Origin of the sequence: Microcoleus sp. PH2017_12_PCY_D_A, assembly GCF_020738565.1 — a bacterium.
Taxonomy (GTDB): domain Bacteria; phylum Cyanobacteriota; class Cyanobacteriia; order Cyanobacteriales; family Microcoleaceae; genus Microcoleus.
On sequence record NZ_JAEQCI010000123.1, the window covers coordinates 1 to 16090 of the forward strand.

Here is a 16090-nt window from a genome sequence, read left to right on the forward strand (position 1 = left end):
CTAAAGTCCTCACTACAAACCAGGAATTTAAGGTTCGTAGTGAGGACTTCAGTCCTTCTTAAATTCCAGGAAGAGGACTAAAGTCCTCACTACAAACCAAAAGAATTAGGTAATATAGTATGCAAACTTCAGAAAAATCTCCCACTCCCAGCGACGATTTCAAGCCCGCGAAAGAAAGCAATTTCCTAGCCCAAAATCCCCACTTGCAAAGCCTTGAAATTCCAGGTTTCGACGCCAACAACCCGCCCGATCCCAAATTAATCGATAGTTGCGTGCACTGCGGATTTTGTTTGTCTACTTGTCCGAGTTATCGGGTACTGGGCAAAGAAATGGATTCGCCCAGAGGCCGCATTTATTTAATGGATGCAATTAATGAAGGCGACGCACCTTTAAATGAAGCAACTTCGCAGCATTTTGATACTTGTTTGGGCTGTTTGGCCTGCGTGACAACTTGTCCGTCTGGAGTTCAATACGACAAGTTGATTTCCGCAACTCGCCACCAAGTCGCCCGCAATCAAAAACGCACTTTTTCTGACAATGTAATTCGCACTCTGATTTTTAATCTCTTCCCTTATCCTCACAGATTGCGGCCTTTGCTTGTACCGCTGTTTCTTTATCAAAAATTAGGACTGCCAAAACTAATTCGCAAAACTAATTTGCTGAAAAAAGTATTTCCCCGCTTGGCGGCGATGGAATCAATTTTGCCGAAGGTAACAGTTGATTCTTTTCGGGATAATTTGCCGGAAGTCATTCCCGCACAAGGAGAGAAACGCTATCGAGTCGGGGTGATTTTAGGCTGCGTGCAGCGGCTGTTATTCTCGCCTGTTAATGAGGCTACGGTGCGAGTTTTGACGGCTAACGGCTGCGAGGTTGTGATTCCGAAAAGTCAGGGATGCTGCGCTGCTTTACCGGAACATCAAGGACAAGCGGAACAAGCAAAATCCTTGGCGAGACAAATGATTGATAGCTTTGAAAATACTGGTGTTGATTTTGTAATTATCAACGCTGCTGGGTGCGGCCATACTTTGAAAGAATACGGTCATATTTTAGCTGATGACCCGGATTATCGGGAGAAAGCTGAGAATTTTGCTGCTAATGTGAAGGACGTGCAGGAATTTTTGGCAAGTGCGGGAATTACGGCGAAACTCAATCCTTTGATTGACGGAGATTTGACTATTGTTTATCAGGATGCTTGTCATTTGTTGCACGGACAAAAGATTAGTTTGCAGCCGCGTCAGTTGTTGCAACAAATCCCTGGTGTGAAGTTGAAAGAACCTGTGGATGCTGCTTTGTGCTGCGGCAGTGCGGGGGTTTACAATATGCTTCAGCCGGATGTGGCTGATGAGTTGGGCGTGCAAAAGGTGGAGAATTTGCTGAATACTGGAGCTCAGTTGATTGCTTCTTCTAATCCTGGTTGTTCTTTGCAAATTAAGAAGCATTTGGAGTTGCAGGGGAAATCTGTTACTTTGATGCACCCGATCGAGCTTTTGGATTATTCTATTCGTGGGGTACAGTTGCAGAGGCGTTAATTTGGTAAGGCGGGCGGTGTCTGCCCTATTTTTGATGCTGCTGTAGGAAATTTTTTTAATTAACCGCAGAGGGCGCAGAGGGCGCGGAGTCAGAGGGGAAGGAGCAAGAGGAATAGGTTATTGTATTGAGAGATAGAGAATTTAATATGAAAACAAATTTTTGGAGTTTTTTATGTCTGGCTGTTTTGGCTGCAACTCTTCTACCGCAGGAATCGACAGCAGTTTTGCATCACCCTCAATATTTGGTTCTAGCAGCAATTTCATCGCCGGAAGAGAAGCAAGAGTCGATCGGGCTTTTTCCAATTATTCAGAATGGCAAGCACGGCTATATCGACACCACAGGAAAGATAGTGATTTCACCCCAGTTTGATGGTGCTGACTTTTTCTCAGACAAACTGGCAAGTGTAAAAATTGGCGACAAGTACGGCTTTATCGACAAGACGGGAAAGATAGTAACTCCACCTCAGTTCGTTCTGACTTATGATTTTTCAGAAGGAATGGCAATGGTACAGATTGACGATAAGTGGGGCTATGTTGACAACACGGGAAAGATTGCGATTTCACCTCAGTTTGATAGCGGTTGGTGGTTCTCGGAAGGCTTGACAGTCGCAAGGATTCGTGACAAGTATGGCTTTATCGACAAAATGGGAAAGATCGTAATTCCACTCCAGTTTGATGGGGCTTCGTTTTTCTCTGGAGGGCTGGCGAGAGTACAGATTGGTGACAAGAATGGCTTTATCGACAAGACAGGAAAAATTGTGATTCCACCTCAGTTTGATGGTGCTTTGGATTTCTCAGAAGGGTTGGCAACTGTACAAATTGGGGAAAAGTATGGCTGTATCGACACCACAGGAAAAATTGTGATTCCACTCCAGTTTGATTTTGTTTGGGATTTCTCAGAAGGGCTGGCGAAGGTAAAGATTAACGATAAGTTCGGCTATATCAACAAGACGGGAAAGACCGTGATTCCACTACACTTTGATAGTATTTCGGATTTCTCAGAAGGGCTGGCGGCGGTAAAGATTGGCGATAAGGACGGCTATATGGACAAGACAGGAAATGTCGTGATTCCAGCCCAGTTTGATTTTACTTATGCTTTCTCAGAAGGGCTGGCATGGGCACGGATTGGTGACAAGTACGGCTATATCAACAAGACAGGAAAGCTCGTGATTCCAGCCCACTTCGATCGGGCTGAGGATTTTTCAGAAGGAATGGCACGGATAACAATTGGCGAGAAGATAGGCTATATCGACAAGACAGGTAAGTTTGTTTGGAACCCAACAAATTGAGCAATTCGTTTCAATTCGCACTATTGGGGAAAAGGCCGATCGCCCGATCGCACTTTTCTAGTTTAGCAAAAGTGCGATCGACACAATGACCTGTTTGACCAATGACCAATCCCCGGTTTGGCCGGTTTGGCCGGTTTGGCCGGTTTGCCCGGTTTGGGCGGTTTGCCCGGTTTGGCCGGTTTGGCCGGTTTGGCCAATGACTACTAACTCTTCCCCTCTTCCAACTTCAAAAAATGCACTTGTCCCGAAGCTTCCGCCGCCACAATTGTCACCCCATCCGGTGCCATAGCGCAAGCTTTCAAAGCACTATCTCCCCGGAAAGTAGCAACTACTTTTCGACTCAACAAATCCCAAACTTTCAGAGTATTGTCATCCGAAACTGAAATCACCTTATTTCCTACAGTCGCCAAAGCTGTAATCGCATCCGCATGACCCGCCAAAGTGAAAATTTCCTTTTTACTCGACAAATCCCAAACTTTAATCAGTTTCTTCCTCCCCCCAGAAATTCCCCATTTACCGTCTGTGGTAACTACCACAGCATTCACAAAACTCTCATGACCTTTGAGAGTAAAAAGTTGATTTTTTACGACTAAATTCCATAAATTTGCCAAAATATTATTTTCTTTTCCCAAACTCCAAACTTTCAGACTTGTGTCGCCGGAAGCCGAAATTATCCGCTTGCCATCGGGAGTAACTGCCACAGCTTTTATCCCGTCGGCGTGACCGATAAATGTCAAAACTTCCTCTCCTGTTTCCAAATTCCAAACTTTAATATTTTTGTCTCCAGAACCCGAAATCGCCAGCCTGCCGTCGGGGGTGACAGCAACCGAATTTACCCAATCTGTATGACCTGTGAGAGTAAATATTTCTTCTCCTGTTTCCAGATTCCAAACTTTAACTGTTTTGTCTCCTGAACCTGAAATTATTTTCTTGCTGTCCGGGGTAACAGCGATTGCTTTTACCCAATCTTTATGACCGGGAATACTAAAAAGTTCCTCTCCATTTGCGAGATTCCAAACTTTAATGCTGTTGTCTCCAGAACCGGAAATTGCTTTTTTACCGTCGGCAGTCACTGCTAAAGCATTTACCCAGTCATCGTGACCGGCAGATGATAAATTTTCTTTGCCTGTTTCTAAGTGCCAAACTTTGAGAGTTTTGTCAGAGGAACCAGAAACTATCCGCTTGCCGTCGGGGGTGACAGCTACAGCATTCACCGGGGCGATGTGATTGGTAAAAGTAAATAGTTCTTCTTTTGTTTCCAAATTCCAAACTTTCAGCGTTTTGTCGCCTGCGGCTGAAATTACCCGTTTTCCGTCGGGACTGACTGCCACAGCTTGGACGAAACTGCTGTGAATTCCTAAAGTGAAAAGTTTTTCTCTGGCACTCAAACTCCAAACTTTGATTGTGCCGTCGTAACTGCCGGAAATTATGTGTTCGCCGTCGGGAGTTACTGCTACAGCTTTTACCCAATCTGCGTGACCGGTAAGGGTAAAAAGTTCTTTTCCTGTTTCTAGGTTCCAGACTTTAATGCTGTTGTCGCCAGACCCGGAAATCAACCGCTTGCTGTCTGGAGTTACTGCTACGGACTGCACAAAACTGCTGTGACCTTTGAGGTTGAAAATTACTGCCCCTGTTGACAAATCCCAAACTTTTATGCTGCCGTCCCAGGAACCAGAAATTACTCGCTTGCCGTCGGGAGTTACTGCTACTGCTTCTACTGCAAAAGTATCGCCTGCAAATGTTAATATTTCTGTTCCAGTGGCTAAATTCCAAATTTTAATAGTATTGTCCCAAGAACCTGAAATTACTTTTGTTCCGTCTGGGGTTACGGCTACAGCATTGACGTAGGTAAGATGACCTTTGAGGGTGGCAGTTTCTTCTCCTGTTTCTAAGTGCCAAACTTTGAGAGTGTGGTCGGAGGATGCAGAAATTGCTCGCTTGCCGTCGGGGGCGATTGCTACAGCTTGTACCCAATCTGTATGTCCGGTGAGGGTTCGCAGCAATCTGCCGCCAGGAGGGGTAAAGCTGGGGGTTAGCGGCCGCAGCCAGGGTATTTTCTGTTGTTTTGCTTGGGCTAGCAGTGCTTGTATTTCGGGGATTTCAAAGCGCATCAACCGGGCTATTAGTTGGGTCGCTAGTTGGGTTTTATCTTGGGCTAAAATGTGGGCAGAAAGCCTGATTGTTTCTTGAATTAATTTGAGTTTGTCGGCTTTTTGGGCGGAGGTGATAATATCGGGACTTGTTGCTAAATCGTAATCTTCTATTAACGCTTGTGCTCCCGCTGCTGACAGCTTGGCTTCAATAAAATTGTAATCTGTTAGTAAGCTGTATAATTTCTCTGAGTCGGAAGTCGCTGCTAGCTGACTTGGTAGGATTCCCAAACAGTGCGTTTGTTCTGCGGGCTGCATTTTATCCAGCCCTTGTGTAAACTCGCTCATAAATTTGTGGATGTCTTTTTTTAAATGTATGCGATCGCTAGCTGCACCTTGCCCAAAACCCGATCGAGAAAGTTTTCTTGCTTACTTTGCTCGTTTACTTAGCATGGCATATTTGAAGGCTATTTGCTACCGGGCTGCTGCCCTCGGTTTGGTCAGGCGTAGGATGAATCGCTGGTTTTTTGGTCTGAGTCTGCTTTGAGAATTTCCCAGGCCTGCGATTACCATCAACTGCGGTCAATATAATTCAATTTAACAGCGCTAAATCTGCCGATCGACAACTATCTGACATATATCTTTGTTTTTCTTAACATAACGGGTTTTGGGCAATGATTGTCGATCGCTCCACACTACCAATTGATTTTAGATTTTAGATTTTAGATTTTAGATTTTAGATTTTAGATTTTAGATTTTAGATATTTCGACTTCCTTCGGCTGCGCTCAGGAAAAGTCGCCGTACAAGTTTGAGACGGAGGCTAGGGCTCACGCCCTTACAATTAAAGAATTGACTTGCAGCTCCGTTAATCTGGAAAGTTGAATATTGGTCTAAAATTTGGCGCCAAAACTTAAGTTGGCAGCCTGTACCCGTTTTTGGGCGGAGTTAAGCTAAAATTTTTGAGCGATCGCCATTCTGTTTGATGTGCAAACAAGACTTATTCAGCGAAATACGGTGCCGAATGCTCTAATTTTCGGTCAATGGGGGCTGCATCAGACTGCTAGATGTTTGCCTGCTTGACTCAAACCTCCCGGAAAGCTTTGCAGGTGCGCCCCATTCCTTTAAAATGTAGAATAGGACTTGCACTCTTAAACCGGGTTTCTAGCTAAAATCATTGGTCTGGCCGCTAGCTACTCAAGAAGAAACCAGTTTTCTGACTCGATAGCGCGCAAGTCGCGATCGCAAATCAAGAAGTATTTAAGTTTAGAGACAAATTTCATGGATGTTATCGAGTTTTTCGAGTTAAGTGCAGGCAAATGGTTTTCCCAGCGCACCGTACACAATCTCAATTCTGGGGAATTGCAAGCAGGTAAATCTGACCTCAAAATAGAAATGCTGACAGCTAGCGATGCAGCAGTCGTCAAACTTTGCCAACAGCACTCGATTAACCCGGACTCAACTGGACTCAGGGGCGTTCGGATTTCTTGGGATGGTACTCCCGATCGCACTGCTGCCAAACAAGTTGGTTCTACAATATTAGCGATCGTCCCGAATCCCGACAATCCCAGCGAAGGCAAAGTGTTGCAAGCCAAGGGAAACACCCGTTACGTGATGGGCGGCGACGATGTGCTGACATTGATTACAGAATCAGATACCGTCCGTGCTGAAGAAAGGCTGTGGTATCTCATCCCCAATCTGCGCTTGCGGACTAGCGTTGTTAAGCAAGCTGACGGTACGGAACAAGCATCTTTTTGTTCGGAAATTCGGATGGGTGGAAGTCCGAAAAGTTGACCGTTGACCGTTGACCTGTGACACGAAGGAAGAAGGAAGAAGGAAGAAGGAAGAAGGAAGAGTTGACAATCAAAAATCTTCAATCCCCAATCGAAAATCCAAAATCCAAAATCTAAAATTGTTTGACAGTTGACTCCCGAAGCAGTCAGATTTCATTGGTCATTGGTCATTGGTCGCGCTTGACCAAAATCACAGTGTTTTGCGCTATATAGCGGTTCTCAAGCATGGTGAGGTATGCCCGATGCCCGATGCCCGATGCCCGATGCCCGATGCCCGATGCCCGATGCCCGATGCCCGATGCCCAGTCGTCCGCGAATCTTTCTGATAATGCCTATATCTCATTCCCCAAATTCAGACCTTATTTGTCCTTTCTCCTTTCTTTCTGCGGCCTTCTCGAGCAACGGCTTTTAACTTGGCGTGAAAATCAGTGTGTTTGACAACTGGGAATGATTTTTTGACAGGTTTGTCTGTTAATTTGCGATCGGGTTCGGCTCCATCGGCCAGGGCGGTAACATCCACATCTTCATATACTACAACTTCTGTATTTTCTTGAGTGCGATCGCCCGCGGCGGGCAGTTTTTCTGTTTCCAGGGCTTCTGTATTCGGGACTTCTGCATCTGGCGCGCGATCGAGTTCTGCTTCTGACTGCTTGCTCGTATCTATTTCGGCGACACCGAATTCGGATTCCGGGTGGGATAAAAGTATCTCTTCCTGCGACGGTTGAGCATAACTTTCAAAGGTTAAATCTTGAGGAAAATTGTTGCAAACTAAGCGTTCAAACTCGCGATTGAAATGATATAGTGGTTGACCTATCCGGTGCCACATACTCAATAGCTGTCCGACAGAAACAGCTTTGTAGCGCCCTTGATAAAGCGCTTCAACCACTGCTAAACGCAACCAATAGGCGGGATACTTGGTCAACCATTCACCAGCCAATTTCTCTGCTTTTTTGCCACCTAGGTCAAAACCGTAGTGAACCAGCAGAGCCGCTGCTTGTGCAGATATTGCCGTCACTTCTGTCATGGGAATTGGTAATTAGTCAGTTGTCAGTTGTCAGTTGTCAGTTGGTAGGGGCGGTGGATGGTGCGTGCCCTCCCTCAGTTGTCAGTTGTTAGTTGTTAGTTGTCAGGAGTGCTGTCCCCGAAGAGCAAACTTTATCATTAGTCCTTAGTCCTTAGTCCTTGGGAATTGAAAAATTGAGAATTGGTGATTGTTTTTGCTTCGTTATTACCAATTACCAATTACCAATTACCAATTACCCATTACTAATTACCAATTACCCAATTGAATTAATCGGATAAACGCACGCCTCCTTCTACTGTTCGCACGTCCCCGGAAAATGGTTGGGGTGTGCCGTTCCAGTTGAAGTCGCTAATTCTAAACGTCAGGCTGCCGACTTGACGCTCAGGATTAAAACGCAAAATAATTGCGTAGCTGCGGCGGCTGTATTCTAAAGTGTAATTCGTACTGATTGTTTCCCTGCTGTCTAAATTAATAGCACTTTGAAACCCGACTCGAAAGCCTCCGTAAACTTGCTGCACAAGTCCAAAAGACAGGACTTTCAAATCTACTAGCCGATCGAACAAATAAGGCGATACCCCGTCCCGCGCTACCTGAGTGTAAGTCACGTTAAATCCAGTGTAGTCGAGGAAAGGGCGGGAGAAATGGCCGAACTGCCCTTGAATGCCGATGCTGCTGGCGATCGAATTTTGTCGATCGCCACTACTATAATAAGAGCCAACTCCTCGGACTCCCAAAGCCAGTTGCAAGAAGGGAACCACCGGCGTCCGGGTGTACTTCAAACCCTGGGTGGGAGTGCGGGGCAGCGGTTGACCTTGCCACAGGTTGAAGCCGCGGCTGAGGGCGACACTGACTTGGGCGCGGCCTAAATCGATGCGGTTGTTTTCGCGCACGGGATCGAGCAAATCTGCTCGATCGGTGTCAGCATTGATAAATTGATATCCAGCTTGGTAGCTGAAATTGATGCCTGTATTGCCGATTTGCATCTGTGGGGAAGTGAGGACGGCCCCGAGACTGCTGTTGACGGTTTGAAAGCCTAGAGAACCGTTAAACAGTCGATCGCGATAACTATATTCTGCGGCTAGATTGTGATTGCCGATCGACTGTCGCAGCCGCAAATTGCCCCGAAAAGCATTTTCAGCTAAATTTGGGAAATTATCAAAATTCAGAAATAACGCCGATCCTTCCAGGCTGGTGCGCGGGCCCAAAGTCGCGCCCAACTTTGCTCTCAGCCCGTAGCTGTCGGGGGAAAAGGGATTGCCACCGTTCTTTTCCACGATTCGCTGGAGGTAAATTTGGGGCGTTAGAGTCAGGCGCACGGGCCCGTTTTGCAACACCTCAAAACCGCACTCGGCGAACAAACCGCCCCTATCGCCACCGTCGTAGCCGAAAGTCAAACAGGGGCCGTTTTGCTGTCGGCTGTCAAAAACTTGCCTGCGGGGATACACGGGTATTTTGACGCGATTGTCAAATACCAAGCGGGGGGAATTGGTGACTAATTCCTCAGCCGTGGGGGAAATCCTGGTAATTGTTGCCCTCCGGGCTCTGTATTCGAGTTCCGGCGGGGAAAACGGGTCGTTAGTAATCCGAATGTTGGTTGCTACTCTGACACCGTTTGGCAGTAATTCGAGGCGTTCTGCTTCAAAGCGGACGCGGTTGACGGCGCCGACAATTTGGGGGGCTGATATCCGTCCGCCACCGCCAGCGCCAGCAGTGCCGCCACCGCCGATGGTAACAGTAGCAGCGCCGGGGGATTTGACTCCGCGCAGGGGCTGCTGGCTGGTAATTCGATCGCTCAGGGGCTGTTCTAGAATGGTTCCAGCACTAATATCTGTGGGTAGTGTGGGGGTTAACTCGCTACCTGCTGCGGGGAGGAATATTTCGCCGCTGGCTTGTTCGACGGCGCCGGAGTTGAGTCCGAGATTGAATTCCATCTGCCGGCCGCGGACTACTTGTTGGCCGCGAGTATAGGCGACGTTACCGGATGCTATCACTTGGCGGGTGACTAGGTTGACGATCGCGCGATCGGCATCAATCACTGTTTGTCGGAACCTCACCACAACTCTACCAACCGCCGTGACAATTTGTTGTTTGTCGTCAAATTCTTGGCTGTCGGCCTTAATTTCGATCGTATCAGCCGGACTCACCGGAAATGGCACCGTCCGCTGAGAAGGCGCGGTACGGACTCCGGGCACGGCCGGTTTGGGCTGCGGTTTCGGCGCTGGGGGAGTGGCTCGCTTGGGCCCTGGGGGCGTCGTTGGTGTCGTTGGCGTCGTTGGAATCTCGAACTCTTGCTGTTTTGCAGGAGGCGTTTCTGGCGGTTCGGGAACAACAATCTCCGCAGGTTCGGGGGAGTTATCTTTTAACTGCTCGCCTTTAGCCTGATACCCGTTTTCTGGCTGTCGGACAGCATTATTGTCCTTTTTGCTCTGATCCCCTGCTGTTCGTTGACGGTTCCGAGCGGCAATGGCATTTTCTACTGAACCCAATTGGTAAGAAGTAAACGAGGTATCTTGCTGGGCTTCCGCAGTTTCGGATTTTTCTGCTGGAACAACCGGAAGCTGAAATCCCGCCGCTGCGCCGCCACTTTCCACGGAGGTTAGGGGAGCGGCGATTTCAGGAGACTGACTGGTGGCTTCCGTGGTACCGAGGAGTGCGGCTGAGGGTTCTGGTTGCGGGGATGTTGGTTCGGGCTGAACGATTTCTGGGCTGGCTTCCGGTATTTGTGCGGAGTTGCTGCGGGTGTCTCCATCATTTGTCGCTACAGTGAGGGCGACTTTTTTGGGCTTCGCGATGTAGATGATGGCAGAGGGTTCGGGCGGCGGTACCGGATAGGGCATAGTTACAACAGGTGAATCATCCGATTTTAGATTTTAGATTTTAGATTTTAGATTTTAGAGGTTTTTTTATAGCGGAGAGTCGATCGTCCAAATTTTTGCATTTAACGGGCAGCGTTGCAAGGTTAACCGGAAATCTTCTGGTGTGCCTCGCAGCTAACCGACTCATCCTGAGAAACTGGGTTGATTACCAGAAAGAATTGGTTTAAAGCCTCCACCCTTGTAGGGAGAAATTAAAAGAAGACTATTCATTGCTCTAATCCTCTTCGTTCTAGGTCAATTTGCTCTCCTGGGTTTATGGTGTATACGGTATCAAGCACAACTGTTCGCGATTCTGTAATGCCCTCAGAGTCAAGGATATGTGGTTTGGCAATCGCCTCAAAATCAGGAGAGCTTGTCAATTGTCAACTGTCAATTGTCAACTGTCAACTGTCAACTGTCAACTGTCAACTGTCAACCGGGTTTCTTTCGCCATAAGATAACCTCGCTAGTGGTGCGAGTTGACACTCCCCGGCCACGGAAGGCGCGAGGATTCTTGGTTCGCAGAGTCGCCATAACCCAGCAGGGTTGCCCCAACTGAACTAGAGGGCGTCTCTCCCCAAGCGTTAATTTCGGCGTGCCCCGCCGTATTTATGGCACGTTTCAAGATGTTAATTGCTGCATTTGTATCTCGATCTGCAACATACCCGCAATGCGAGCAAAGGTGCGTTCTGATTGATAGAGACTTGCTAACTTTTTTGCCACAATTCGAGCAATTCTGACTGGTATTGTGGGGAGCTACAGCTACAACTTTTGTCCCGTATACTTTCCCAAAATAATCCAGCCACATCCGAAACTTCGACCAACCCGCATCACTAATCGATTTAGACAATTTTCGATTTTTTACCATGCCCTTAACATTTAAGTCTTCACAGGCGACCAAATCGTTAGATTGGATGTAGCGGAGTGCCACGGTCTTGACAAACTCTTCTCGCTGCCTGCTTACTCTTAGATGCTTTCTAGCATACCGATTTTTTGCCTTTTGATAGTTATTAGATTGCGGTTTGCCCTTTTTGAACTTTTTAGACTTTTGCCGATTGGCGCGATTTAATTGCTTCTCGGACTTGCGATAGAATTTAGGATTTTCAACAATTCCTCCATCACTATCAGCCAAAAAGTATTTAATTCCGACATCAATGCCTACAGCACGATTTTTCGGTTGTTGCTCTCCTAAATCAATTTGAGGACTATCGATACAGAATTGCACGTAATACCCATCTGCACGCCGTACAATTCGTACCCTTTTGATTTGCTCTACCTGATAGAAATGTAAGTCGCGACTGCCTTTTAGTTTCAACAGCCCGATACCTTTGGAGTCGGTAAAAGTGATACGTTTCCGACATTCTGAAAGTTTCCAACCACCAACCTTGTACTCGATCGAGCGACCGTGTTTCTTGAATTTTGGATATCCCTTTTTGCCCGCAACCTTCTTTTTACAGTTACTGTAAAACCGATTAATGGCACGCTCTACATTCTCGACAGCAGCTTGACAAGCATGACTGTACAAGTCTTTAACAAAGTTAAACTCAGCTCGCAATTGAGTGCAATATTTATACAGTTCTTTTTTGCCTACACCACGATTCTTCATCCAGTATCGTAGGCATTTATTCCGAATAAACTGTCCCGTTCGGATGGCTTCGTCGATCGCGGTGTATTGTTCTTTTTTACCGTATGCTTTGAACTCAAAAACTAGCATATTTCAATCTGGGCAAGCTGTTATCTTATATTACGATGTATTCGACATTAATTTCGGAAGTTATTGAATTAAAGCCGTCCTATAAGGACGGGGCTTGAATCCCATTTTTTTGGTCAAGTTTTGTGGGACTAATTTTTGGCGATTTGCTGGCTGATGCGGGGGCTGCGGTGACATGCCCCCGAGTCAGCCACGGGATAGCTGGTTTATTCCATGTCTCTGCGGTTGGGGTTCCGGGCTGGGTCATTGGACAAAAACCCAAATATGAACAGGGAAACAAAGAATAGAACAACTACATTAACTACGATTTTGAGGGTTAGCACTGTGGGAGTCTCCAAAGATGGCATAATAGCGGGCTGATTTGCTGCTGTTGCGGCAACATTTTTATCTTGACAGTCCCCGACATACAGGCACGGGGATTCTTAAGACATTTCTGTCAAAATATCCCTATTGCTAGGGTTCCCAGGCTGACTGGGTTTGCACGAAGCGTGCTCCCGTCATATCTCCTCAAAAATGTTTTGGGCGTAGACTTTCCCCCAGTCCAGGGGTAGGTTTTTACATCTTGTCTGATGTGCTGATTCTACCATATTGATTTGTGAAGATGGATTTGTTTTTTACTTAACAATGGCAAAAAGCCATCCTCATCAAGGACGGGGTTTTCAATTTGACGTTCTGATAAGCTGTGTTGGATCTAGATTGCCTGTGGTGTTGGAGAGGGAGAGGGTTCGAGGATTGTTCGATCGGGATTTGAAATATACAATTTAAATGCACAACAGCTTAACTAAAGATTAGTCAATTTTATTTTTGCTTTTGAGGATTGTTGGCAAGTTGGTTTTTGCCCAATTCCAGATTTGCTCGACGATTTTTTCGACGCGCACCATGATTAAGTCGAGCCATTCGAGCACTTGTTCTAGTGGGTGTTTAATGTAACCCATCGCTTCTGCTTTGGTTTCTAAGTATTCGTCTGCGGGCGGGAGACCTGCGCTCTGATTTTTGGATGCTGTGATGCTGGTGGCGGCGGTGTATCTGCTGGTGGTGGGGGCGATTGCTGCTGGGGATTTGCTGGTTTGTGCGGTGTTCGGGTTTGTGTTTTTTGGCACTTGGGTCTCCGGCGCGCGCTTTGGGGTTGATTCTGCTGCGAGTCCTGATTTATTTTCTGGAGTGACTGCTAAATTTGAGTTTGTTTGGGGTTGACTTTGTGGGACTTTTGTAAGCAAGCTCTGCTTGAGCTGGGCGAGCATCCTGTGAATTGCTTCGGGGTAAGGGGATATTGAGACTGCGGTCGATCGACTTTCTGACAATTCTACTGTTTCTGCAATTTCCTGCTTGACTTCTGGGTTATTTTGTGATACTAGGCTTTGAACTGTTGCCTCGGGTTCGGCACTTCCGGCGATTAAGTGCTGCGGTGCTGGTTCTCCGAATAAGTCTTGCCAATTCAGCCAAGGTCGATCGACCTCTGGGCTATTTTCCGTTTGATTCTGTTCCTGACGTTGTTTTAAATAATACTGAATTGCGACAGCTTTTTCAGTATTATCACTAGCTGCCGTTTCCTTGCCCAGCAGTTGGTCTACGGACGACCAAATCATTTTTTCAATGTTTTTCGCGTATTTTTCGAGGATTTCGCGGGCGGACAGACCTAAATTCGTTTCTGGGGCGGGGGTATCAAATTTGACCTCGGGATTCCCGGCGGTGGTTTTGGCTGCTGGGGGGAGGGTAAATTCTTCGAGGTTGACGGCGGCGCGATCGAGTAATGTGACAAAGGAGATCGGATTGCCGGTGCGATCGAACTTGCTGTTAAAATTAGGTTCTAATTTTGGGGTATTGCGGTCGATCGAATTTGATTGAGCCATCGCCGGCTGTGGGGTTGCGCTTGGGGCGATCGATGCCGTCGCTCTTTGAACTAAGATGGTATTGCGGTCGATCGCGCCTTTGACTGCGAGGATTGATTCTCCAAACTGATTTCTTTTCACAGCAACCGGACTCGACTGGAGCCAGACCATCAATTCCCAAAAACGGCGCACCGGCGCCAACCGAGATTTTTTCGCAGCCGACTCTAAACCGAGGTTAAATTGTAATTCTTTTTGAGCAATTTCCCGGCGTTCGGGCCCCTCGTTGGCGACTTCCCAAGTTATGCGACTTTCGAGCAGTTCTTGCTGTTCGGGTGTCAAAATATCCAATATGCGATTGTCGCCTCCCACCAATACTAAAGTGCGGGCGGGGATAAAACTCGCGATTCCCTCAACTTTCGGTTTTCTGTCTAATTGAGTTTTAGGCTGCGGAGGTTCTAAGACGGAAGTTGTTTGATGTTTAGCGGTTTGTCGGCTAAGATTGATTGCCGGAGGTAAATCGAGCGCGGCTTTCTCTTTCGTTGCAGGATTTGTCTGGATTAACAGCGGAAAACAAGCTAAAGTTGTGGCTGCTTGCGCCGAGTTTAGCAAATTCTCGGCGAGGTTTAAGATTTGGTCGATCGAACTTTCATCAGAAATTTCTCCCGGATACCAATTTCCCGAAAAATCTGGATTTTCGCCGCCGTCATATTCTTGAAGTTCGGGTAAATCTACTTTTTGACTGGATTCCCGCAACTGTCGGCTCAACATTCGGGAACTTTGGACGAGCAGGTAAGCTGGATAAAGTAGAATTTGGGTAGCGCTGAGGGTGGTTTGTTTAATTTGTCGCCAAGTGCGATCGCAATTATCGGCGACTTGGCGGGACTGTTTGGATATAAAATTTAATAGTCGGCTTTGGTATGGGCCGTAGTAACCGTCGGACATAAGTTTAATTATTGAATTGCTGATTTTAGATGCGCGCCGGAATTGCTGAATTTTGCAGTAAAATCAAACCTGGATCTGAATCGCAATTTCAAACCCTCTGAAACCTTTCTTTCTTCGCGTGCTTCGCGTCTTCGCGGTTCAATTCCGATCCCGCTTCCTGCGCCAGTCCTATTTTAGCTAAAAATGAACGCTTCTGTGCCACCTGCTAGTAATAATATTTCTGAAGTTGTAGAGAAGTTGCGCCGCCTCAGTCAAGTGGAGGTTCAGTCTGGCTGGAGGTACTGCGATGCTGACTCGGCTGCTGTCGGTTCGGTAGGTATTTCTAACAAGCAGGTTGTCGAACTTAACGAAAAAGGACATATTGCTTGGCCGTCTGGGAAGCAAGTTGTTTATTTAGGACAGAAATTTGTCATTCCTGACAATTTGCACGGCTATCCTGTGGTGGGTTTGCGGTTGTTGCTGGGCTTGACTTGGTGGGCGGAAGATGCGAGTATTTTTGTCAACGGTGAGTTAGTCGGACAAGGTGATTTATTCGATTGTGCCGATCGAGTTTTGTTGAGCGCGTCGGTCAATCCCGGAGATGAATTTTTAGTTATTTTGCGCTTGATAAGTCCGGGTCACGATAATGGTGCTTTAGTGCGATCGATTTGTTTGTACGAAGCTGCGGATTCTACTTGTTTCGAGCCGGGTTTTGTGGCGGACGAATTAGAGATTTTGCAAAATGCGATCGCCCTAAACTTACAAAATAAAAATTGCCCATACCTCCCAACCGAAATCATAGCAAGTCGCCCCGGGTTTGTCAAGGGGGAAACGCTGCAATCTCAGATTGATTTGGCGCTTGGTTTGATTGATTGGTCTGCTTTGCCGAATCGTGCAAAGTTCGATCGATCTTTATCTGTTTTGCGACACAATTTACTGGGATGTCTGCGGGCTTTTTCTGGAGAGTTAGATGATTTAACCGCAGAGGCCGCAGAGGCCGCAGAGGGAGGAAGTAGGCAGATACTTTCTCAGGTTTCAGAAAATCAGAACT

Annotated in this window: 9 protein-coding genes and 1 pseudogene; 4 read left to right on the top strand and 6 right to left on the bottom strand. The window is 46.9% G+C overall.

What is annotated here, in order from left to right:
* Positions 1-119 precede the first annotated feature (119 nt).
* Both JGK39_RS27695 and JGK39_RS27700 read left to right on the top strand, forming a co-directional pair.
* Entirely contained in the window at positions 120-1529 is a 1410-nt protein-coding gene (locus JGK39_RS27695; RefSeq protein WP_293260094.1) for a (Fe-S)-binding protein, read from the top strand.
* Between the two features lie 146 nt (positions 1530-1675).
* Complete coding sequence (locus JGK39_RS27700; RefSeq protein ID WP_293260097.1) at positions 1676-2818, top strand: WG repeat-containing protein; 1143 nt, start codon at positions 1676-1678, stop codon at positions 2816-2818.
* Positions 2819-3021: 203 nt separating this feature from the next.
* Here JGK39_RS27700 and JGK39_RS27705 read toward each other — a convergent pair whose 3' ends face one another.
* Positions 3022-5256 (bottom strand): hypothetical protein, encoded by a 2235-nt coding sequence (locus JGK39_RS27705; RefSeq protein WP_293298175.1) that lies wholly within the window; start codon positions 5254-5256, stop codon positions 3022-3024.
* Positions 5257-6187: 931 nt separating this feature from the next.
* On the opposite strand from JGK39_RS27705, the gene JGK39_RS27710 reads away from it, so the two are divergent.
* The gene (locus JGK39_RS27710) at positions 6188-6700 is read left to right on the top strand and encodes a phycobiliprotein lyase (protein ID WP_293260103.1); all 513 of its coding nucleotides are present in this window, start codon (positions 6188-6190) and stop codon (positions 6698-6700) included.
* 351 nt (positions 6701-7051) lie between these two features.
* On the opposite strand, the gene JGK39_RS27715 is transcribed toward JGK39_RS27710, so the two are convergent.
* From JGK39_RS27715 to JGK39_RS27735, 5 genes are all read right to left on the bottom strand, one after another.
* Entirely contained in the window at positions 7052-7723 is a 672-nt protein-coding gene (locus JGK39_RS27715; protein WP_293260105.1) for a hypothetical protein, read from the bottom strand.
* Positions 7724-7989: 266 nt separating this feature from the next.
* Positions 7990-10560 carry a DUF3769 domain-containing protein gene (locus JGK39_RS27720; protein WP_293260108.1) on the bottom strand — a complete coding sequence of 857 codons (2571 nt, stop codon included), beginning with the start codon at positions 10558-10560 and terminating at the stop codon, positions 7990-7992.
* A 484-nt stretch (positions 10561-11044) separates the two neighbouring features.
* A complete protein-coding gene (locus tag JGK39_RS27725) occupies positions 11045-12292 on the bottom strand; it encodes a transposase (protein WP_293298178.1) in 1248 nt (415 codons plus the stop codon).
* A gap of 203 nt (positions 12293-12495) precedes the next feature.
* Positions 12496-12612, bottom strand: a complete 117-nt coding sequence (locus tag JGK39_RS27730; protein WP_039887172.1) for a photosystem II reaction center protein I — start codon at positions 12610-12612, stop codon at positions 12496-12498.
* Positions 12613-13077: 465 nt separating this feature from the next.
* A complete protein-coding gene (locus JGK39_RS27735; protein ID WP_293260114.1) occupies positions 13078-15060 on the bottom strand; it encodes a hypothetical protein in 1983 nt (660 codons plus the stop codon).
* Between the two features lie 183 nt (positions 15061-15243).
* Here JGK39_RS27735 and JGK39_RS27740 point away from each other — a divergent pair.
* Positions 15244-16090, top strand: a pseudogene (locus JGK39_RS27740) (alpha-mannosidase); the annotation flags it as partial.

What these genes read in the sequence shown, in the direction of transcription:
- JGK39_RS27705 (WP_293298175.1), bottom strand. Translation starts at nt 5,256, where the DNA reads ATGAGCGAGTTTACACAAGGGCTGGATAAAATGCAGCCCGCAGAACAA.
- JGK39_RS27720 (WP_293260108.1), bottom strand. Translation starts at nt 10,560, where the DNA reads ATGCCCTATCCGGTACCGCCGCCCGAACCCTCTGCCATCATCTACATC.
- JGK39_RS27725 (WP_293298178.1), bottom strand. Translation starts at nt 12,292, where the DNA reads ATGCTAGTTTTTGAGTTCAAAGCATACGGTAAAAAAGAACAATACACC.
- JGK39_RS27695 (WP_293260094.1), top strand. Translation starts at nt 120, where the DNA reads ATGCAAACTTCAGAAAAATCTCCCACTCCCAGCGACGATTTCAAGCCC.
- JGK39_RS27710 (WP_293260103.1), top strand. Translation starts at nt 6,188, where the DNA reads ATGGATGTTATCGAGTTTTTCGAGTTAAGTGCAGGCAAATGGTTTTCC.
- JGK39_RS27735 (WP_293260114.1), bottom strand. Translation starts at nt 15,060, where the DNA reads ATGTCCGACGGTTACTACGGCCCATACCAAAGCCGACTATTAAATTTT.
- JGK39_RS27715 (WP_293260105.1), bottom strand. Translation starts at nt 7,723, where the DNA reads ATGACAGAAGTGACGGCAATATCTGCACAAGCAGCGGCTCTGCTGGTT.
- JGK39_RS27700 (WP_293260097.1), top strand. Translation starts at nt 1,676, where the DNA reads ATGAAAACAAATTTTTGGAGTTTTTTATGTCTGGCTGTTTTGGCTGCA.